The organism is Dokdonella sp. (genome assembly GCF_049593775.1).
Lineage (GTDB): Bacteria > Pseudomonadota > Gammaproteobacteria > Xanthomonadales > Rhodanobacteraceae > Dokdonella.
On record NZ_JBAWHJ010000289.1, the window covers coordinates 1 to 2977 of the forward strand.

The 2977-nt window shown below is 59.0% G+C and carries 2 protein-coding genes and 1 tRNA gene; all 3 read left to right on the forward strand.

Annotation, left to right across the window (positions count from 1 at the left end; genetic code table 11):
- Nucleotides 1-2183, forward strand: a 2183-nt coding sequence (gene alaS / locus WBP53_RS10200) for an alanine--tRNA ligase (protein WP_423928549.1), incomplete at its 5' end; no start/stop codon positions are given.
- Nucleotides 2184-2472: 289 nt separating this feature from the next.
- Entirely contained in the window at nucleotides 2473-2679 is a 207-nt protein-coding gene (gene csrA / locus WBP53_RS10205; RefSeq protein ID WP_423928551.1) for a carbon storage regulator CsrA, read from the forward strand.
- Nucleotides 2680-2775: 96 nt separating this feature from the next.
- Nucleotides 2776-2868, forward strand: a tRNA-Ser gene (locus WBP53_RS10210).
- Nucleotides 2869-2977 lie beyond the last annotated feature (109 nt).

The window sequence follows — 2977 nt, forward strand, 5'->3', positions numbered from 1 at the left end:
TCCGCATCGGCGACAACAAGGGTGCGCCATTCGCCTCCGACAATTTCTGGCAAATGGCCGACACCGGTCCCTGTGGTCCGAGTAGCGAGATCTTCTACGACCATGGGCCGCATATTCCGGGTGGCCCTCCGGGATCGCCCGATGAGGATGGCGATCGCTTTATCGAGATATGGAATCTCGTTTTCATGCAGTTTGATCGCGCTGAAGACGGAACATTGTCGGATCTGCCGGCGCAATGCGTGGATACCGGCATGGGTCTGGAGCGGCTCGCCGCGATCCTTCAGCATGTGCACAGCAACTATGAGATCGACCTGTTCCAGCATCTGATCAAGTCAGCCGGGCAATTTACCGGCACCGATGATCTGGAAAACAAGTCGCTGCGCGTGATTGCCGATCACATACGTGCCTGCGCGTTCCTGATCGTCGACGGTGTCTTGCCCTCAAACGAAGGGCGTGGCTATGTCCTGCGCCGGATCATCCGTCGCGCGTTGCGCCATGGCTGGATGCTGGGCGTGCGCGGAGATTTTTTCTGGAGAATGCTGGAGCCGCTGGTCAGTCAGATGGGCGCCGCGTATCCGGAGCTTGCCGCAAAGCAGGAGTTCATCGAACGCGCGTTGAAGGCTGAAGAAGAACGCTTTGGTGAAACCCTTGAACACGGAATGAAGGTGTTTGAGGAGGTCGCAACTCGATCATCGTCGGTCATTCCCGGCAACGATGTCTTTCGTCTTTATGACACCTATGGGTTTCCGGTAGACCTGACTGCCGATATAGCTCGTGAGCGTGGCTTGTCCGTGGACATGCCGGGCTTCGAGAAAGCCATGAACGAGCAGCGCGAGCGTGCCCGTTCGGCCAGCAGTTTCGAATCGAAAGGGCAACTTCCGGCCGAACTGGCCAGTTCGCTGCCGGCAAGTCTGTTTTCCGGCTACAACGCCACCGAGGAGTCAGGCGGACGCGTGCTAGCCATCGTGCGCAGCGGGCGCCGGCTGGAATCTCTGGCAGATGGAGAGGAAGGCATTGTCATTCTGGATCGCACGCCGTTCTACGCCGAATCGGGCGGGCAGGTGGGTGATCGCGGCGAACTGGTGTGTCAGTCGGGTCGCTTTCATGTCAGTGACACGGTAAAGCTGGGTGGCGCCTTTCATGGTCATGTAGGTCGCTGGGAAGGCTCGGCTGCACTCACGCCCGATACAGCAGTGGATGCCCGGGTTGAAGTGGGCAGACGCAAAGCCATTGTGCTCAACCACTCGGCCACACACCTGCTGCACGCAGCATTGCGCAAGGTACTGGGCGAACACGTGACGCAAAAGGGTTCGCTGGTCGCACCTGAGCGGCTGCGCTTCGATTTCTCGCATTTCCAGCCGACCGCAGCAGAAGAGTTGCGTCGTATCGAGGATCTCGTGAACGCCGAGATCCGGGGCAATGCCGAGGCAGAAATCCGCCACATGGGCTACGACGAAGCCATTGATTTCGGTGCCATGGCGCTATTCGGTGAGAAATACGGCGACGAAGTCCGGGTGTTGCGCATGGGCGAATTCTCGACCGAGCTCTGCGGCGGCACGCATGTGGCGCGTACTGGTGATATCGGGTTGTTCAAGATCCTCAGCGAGGGCGGCGTGGCGTCCGGGATCCGTCGGATCGAGGCAGTGACGGGTGCCGATGCGGTCGCCTATGTAGTAGAGGAGGAGTCGCGTCTGAATGAGATCGGCAGTCTGCTTTCTGCGCAAGGTACTGAAGTGGTCGACAAGCTGCGCCAGGTTCTTGACCGGCAGAAGAAGCTCGAGCGCGAACTGGAATCGTTCAAGGCGCGCGAGGCAAGCGCAGCGACCGCTGACCTGGCCAATCAGGCCATCGACGTCGGTGGCATCAAGGTCGTGGTGGCGCGCGTCGACGGGCTGGATGCAAAGGCTCTGCGCGAGGGCATTGACGCAATGAAGCCGAAGCTGGTTGATTGCGTGATCCTGCTGGCGGCTGCAGCGGATGGGAAGGTCGCGCTCGTGGGTAGCGTGGCTGGCAGCGCGCTGGGTCGGATAAAGGCAGGTGAAGTCGTCTCCCACGTAGCTGCGGCTATTGGGGGGAAAGGTGGTGGACGTCCGGACATGGCTCAGGGTGGGGGCATTGATTCCCCGGCCCTTGGTACCACCCTCGCTGAATTGCCGCAGTGGATTGCCGGCAAGCTGACGTGAATCGATCGACTTCGATGCAATTCGATTTTTCAAACGAATTGAGCTCAGTTTCATTGCGCCTGAACAACGGCATCGCTTAGTATCGACACTGTCTTGGCGGTGACACTTTTTTTCGATTTCGAGAACGGGTGTGCTGCCGGGATACGGCTTCAATTACTGGGGGGAATGGGCCGCGAGGTCAGCTAGGGAGGCTGGTCTTGGTCCCCGGACATGACGCCGGATTGCGTGCGGAGCTCGCGCAGACGGTAGCCAAGCCGGAACGACAAGAAAGCTTGAAGGAGCAACCAATATGTTGATTTTGACCCGCCGAGTGGGGGAAACCCTGATGATAGGCGACGAAGTAACCGTTACCGTTTTAGGTGTGAAGGGCAACCAGGTGCGAATTGGCATCAATGCTCCCAAGGATGTTTCTGTCCATCGCGAGGAAATCTACCAGCGCATCAAGCGTGAGGAGACTCCCGGTGATGCGGCTGAGGAAACGTCTGGCGAATCCTGACGCTTTACCGCATGCACCTTGCCGGGTATCCTTCGCATCCCGTTGAATCCACAGATTCAGCGTGCCGGCGAAAAGCAGTAGCCGGGCAATAGATCCGGAGAGATGGCCGAGTGGTCGAAGGCGCGCCCCTGCTAAGGGTGTATAGGGTCAAAAGCTCTATCGAGGGTTCGAATCCCTCTCTCTCCGCCAGTAAAGAAAGAAGGCCCCCTCGTGGGGCCTTTTTCTTTACTGACGAAGCGAGACGGTGAACGAATCCTCAGGGTTGACTTCTTGAGTCCCGCCCCGCGCCCTTCGGGGC

Bases quoted from the DNA above. Each gene is read 5' to 3' on its own strand.
- csrA (WP_423928551.1), top strand. From the start codon at position 2,473: ATGTTGATTTTGACCCGCCGAGTGGGGGAAACCCTGATGATAGGCGAC.